Here is a 4,255-nt window from a genome sequence, read left to right as displayed (position 1 = left end):
AGCAAGATGCTAAAGATAAGATTGCAACATTAGATGGTGAAGCTTTTGGAGTTGTAGAATTAGGATTCGTAATGACTAAAGAAGGTAAGTACGACGATGAAGGAAACGAAACAAAAGCACCTACATTCTCAAATAAATATTCAGTCGATATATTATGGAAAGATTTAGAGCCTGATGGTTGGAAAGGTAAAAAGATAAAATTAAACGGTTTAGCAAATAGCCATAATTTTTATGGAATTGAATATCAAGATGATTAATAATGAGCGTAGCTAATGAATTAAATAAGTTTGGAAAGTATGTTAAACAACAAGCTAAATCTAACCTAACAAAGAAAGGTAAGCGTGACAAAGGTGATTTATATAATGGTGTTGATTACAATGTAGAGGAGTTTAAAAAAAAGACTGTATTAACTTTTAGTTTTGGGAGTGCTGATGATTATTGGGAGTTTGTAGATAAAGGTGTAAAAGGTAAAAGTAGTTCAGCCAAAGCACCTACAAGTCCTTTTAAATTTGGAAGTGGTACAGGTAGAAAAGGAGGTTTGACAAGTGGAATTAATAGTTGGGTAAAAAGAAAACGTTTTCAGTTTAGAGATAAAAAAGGAAAGTTTTTAAGTTTTGAAAGTACATCGTTTTTAATTATAAGAAGTATTTATAATAAAGGTTTAGAAACAACTAACTTTTTTACAAGACCATTTGAACAAGCGTTTAAAAGATTACCAGATGATGTTTATGCAGCTTATGCTTTAGAAGTAGAAGAACAATTAAAAGTAATATTAAAATGATAAAAAGTCTTTCAAGTTATTATATCACAGTTCCATTTGTAAGTCCTCTTACAAGTGCTACGGCAACATCATACACAGTTAAGCTATATGTATGGAGTGGATTAAAAACAGCCGTACCAGTCACAGCCGATTATGAGATAACAAAAGTTAATTTAGCTTCTTCTATTGGTGATGATAAGTTAAATATAGCAAGATTACTAAATGATTTTATTACTTTCAATCCTAATATAAATGCAACAACTGGTTTGATAAGTGCAAACAATCAAAAGTGGTGTAGATATGAAATATTTTATACAACAACTGATCCTGCTGATGTAGATGTAGCACAATTAGGAACTACTGACCTACTTTTAAAAGGTTATGGTTATGGTAATGAAGGAGAAAACCCACAAACACCAACAAACCGCTTACTTATTCCAGTAGGTAGATACAAAGTAAACCGTACATCTATATTTACAGCACCTATAAAACTAAATGAAGTATGATAACAGTTATAAGTTACCCAAATAATGAGATTAATTATAGTATAGCTGAACCAGTTAGCACTAATTCAGAAGAAATAGTACAGTTAATTAACGTAAATATAGCAGATACTACAACAGATGAGTACATTGAGATAACTTTTAACGGTGAAGTTATAGAATTAGTGATACAAGATGAGTGTAGATACACACCAATAGACATATATTTCTTAAATAAAGAAGGTGAACAACAAATTATTACATTCTTTAAAGCTAAAACTGATACTTTAGGAGTGACAAAAGAAACTTATGAGAGTAATAGCGGACAGCCAAGTGATGGAAACCATCAATATGTAGACTATAATATACAAGGTCGCACTAATTTTAAAGTTAATAGTGGATTTGTAAACGAAAGTATGAACGATAGTTTTAAGCAACTATTATTATCATCTAAAGTATATGTTTATAATAATGGATTTGTACCATTAAACGTTACTAAAACAAGTTTAGAATACAAGACAAGGCAAAAGGATAGGTTAATTAATTACGAAATAGATTTCAGTTATTCATATAATGAAATTAATACTTTATGATAGTTAAAATATACATAGGAAATGATTTATTAGACTTACATAAAGATGAAAGTATATCTGTTACTTCAAGTGTATTAAGCATTGAAGATGTAACTAAGAATACAACCGACTATACAAAGAGTTTTACCGTTCCTGCAAGTGATAATAACAATCAGATATTTAAACATTACTATAATGCTAATATAGATAATACTTTCGATGCTCGTATAAAAGTAGATGGCAGGATTGAATTAGATGGAATACCTTTTAGAATTGGTAAATTTTTATTACAGAAAGTAAAAGTAAAACAAGGTAAACCTTCAAGTTATACTATTAACTTTTGGGGTAACTTAGTATCAATATCTGATAGCGTTGGTAAAGATGAGTTAAGCGTTTTAGATTTGTCAGCATTTAATCACGACTATAACGGTAATAATGTAAAGTTAGGTTTAGAAAGTAGTTTAAAGGATGGTGATGTAATTTATAACCTATTAGCAAAGAAACAATATTACTATAATAGTACGGTTAATAATTATACAAATACAGATACACTTGCTAATATAGCTTATAGTGCAACAGGTGATAATGGAGTTAAATTTGATGAATTAAAACCATCACTAAAACTTATAAGAATAATAGAAGCAATAGAGAATGATTATAATTTAACATTCTCACGTGACTTTTTTGGGAGGTCAGAGTTCACAGAATTGTTTATGTGGTTAAATGCTACCAATACAACAAGTGGCGGTGGTGGTTCTACTCTTGTTGATTTTAATGGTGGTGAAAATACTTATGTAGATTTTACTTCTAACGTTGGATTTTATGAAACAAGAGGTATATTAAATGCAGAAGGTATATTGTATTTCGTAAACACTTTATATGTTACACCATTAGAGGGTTATGAATCTGTACCATATACTATAAAAGCGTATGAGCAAAATGGAAATATATTATTAGCACAAAGAACAATTACACCAGTTGGTAATAATTTAACAATAGGAAGTTTAGAAATAACCTTACGTGATGATGTTGAGATTTATAGAGAATTTGAAATATATTATGAAATAGAAAGTGATAGTTCTTTTGAATACTCAGCAAGTTTAAGACAGGTAGTATATGAAGATGTAATATTAGATATATTAACAACAACAGCGAGTAGTAGTATTGTAACTTCTATTGGTGACATAACACGTAATATGCCTAAGATGAAAATAATAGATTTTCTTAAAGGTATTTTTCAGATGTTTAAGTTAGTTGTAATACCACAAGATGATGGCACAATATACGTTAACACTTTAAAAGATTATTACCTGCAAGGTAGTTTATACGATGTTACTAATTATATAAACTTTGATACATACGATGTTGCAAGGGGTAATATATTAAGCGAAATTAAATATAGTTTTCAAGATCCGATTACAATACTTAACAAACAATTTAAAGAAAATAATGGAATTGCTTATGGTGATTTAGAAGCTATCATAAAAGACCAAGTTACTGGGGAGGTTTTAGATGGTGATACGGTTGATATTACATTACCTTTTGAACAATTTATTTATGATAGGTTAATAGATGTTAAAGATGGGAGTTTAACTAATATTGTTTATAGTCCTATTGTAGATAATGAAATAAAATCAGTTAACCCAAAACCTCACATATTTTATAATATAAAAACTAATATAGGTGCTACTAATATTTTATTCATAAGGGAAAATGATACAGTACAATTAAGTGGAACTATTAATGCACCTTCACACGTTGACAACTTAGAAACTAAAAATTTCAGTACAGTATTTGGTAATGAATTTAATGAATATGATGGAGTTAAAATAGAAAATACTTTATATTCAAATTATCATCAGGAATATATAAATAATTTATTCAATATTAAACGCCGTAACTTTAGTTTTAACGCATCAATAATTCCTTTAAGTATATTGTTAAAGTTAGAGTTAAATGATATGCTTAAAATAGGTAGTGACTACTTTAGAATAGATAGTTTTACAACTGACTTAGTAACTGGTAAAACAGAATTTAATTTAGTTAATAGTTTTGATTATACGTTAGGTGGTTTCTCAACTTCAACTACAAATATATCATTAACTAAAGAAGCTCAAATATATTCGGCTTATGTAACTAACTTAGGCAATTATTCAGTAACCAAAATTGATAGTGGTTATGGTATAAGTTGGATAGATGTAACAGATGATGGTAATGGTAATTTATTATTTACGGTAACAGAGAATACAGTATTAAGAAGAAATATATTTATTGATATAACAAATACAGATACAAACCAAGTAATAAGATTCTATGTACAACAAGATGGTATTGTAGTAAGAGCAGACAACACAACACTAACAGCAGATACAACTTTAATAACAGCAGATTATGTCTAAACAAATTATTGGAATAGGAACAACAGCAAACGATGGAACAGG

Annotated in this window: 5 protein-coding genes; all 5 read left to right on the top strand. The window is 28.7% G+C overall.

Features of this window, described 5'->3' with window-relative positions:
• Window positions 1–257 (top strand): hypothetical protein (locus tag Q0352_RS14085; protein ID WP_299528603.1); only part of this gene is annotated, 257 nt, incomplete at its 5' end.
• A gap of 2 nt (window positions 258–259) precedes the next feature.
• On the top strand, window positions 260–781 hold the full coding sequence (locus tag Q0352_RS14080) for a hypothetical protein (protein WP_299528600.1): 522 nt from the start codon (window positions 260–262) through the stop codon (window positions 779–781).
• Entirely contained in the window at window positions 778–1,266 is a 489-nt protein-coding gene (locus tag Q0352_RS14075; protein ID WP_299528597.1) for a hypothetical protein, read from the top strand. The genes Q0352_RS14080 and Q0352_RS14075 overlap by 4 nt, the downstream gene beginning before the upstream one ends.
• Window positions 1,263–1,835, top strand: coding sequence for a hypothetical protein (locus tag Q0352_RS14070; protein ID WP_299528594.1), 573 nt, complete (start codon window positions 1,263–1,265; stop codon window positions 1,833–1,835). Before Q0352_RS14075 ends, Q0352_RS14070 begins: the two co-directional genes overlap by 4 nt.
• Window positions 1,832–4,213: a hypothetical protein gene (locus tag Q0352_RS14065; protein WP_299528591.1), complete on the top strand. Its 2,382-nt coding sequence runs from the start codon at window positions 1,832–1,834 to the stop codon at window positions 4,211–4,213. Before Q0352_RS14070 ends, Q0352_RS14065 begins: the two co-directional genes overlap by 4 nt.
• Window positions 4,214–4,255 lie beyond the last annotated feature (42 nt).

Origin of the sequence: uncultured Lutibacter sp., assembly GCF_937891065.1 — a bacterium.
In the GTDB taxonomy this organism is placed as follows: domain Bacteria; phylum Bacteroidota; class Bacteroidia; order Flavobacteriales; family Flavobacteriaceae; genus Lutibacter.
Note: the sequence above shows the minus strand (reverse complement) of the source record. Positions and strands in the feature narration are given on the sequence as shown.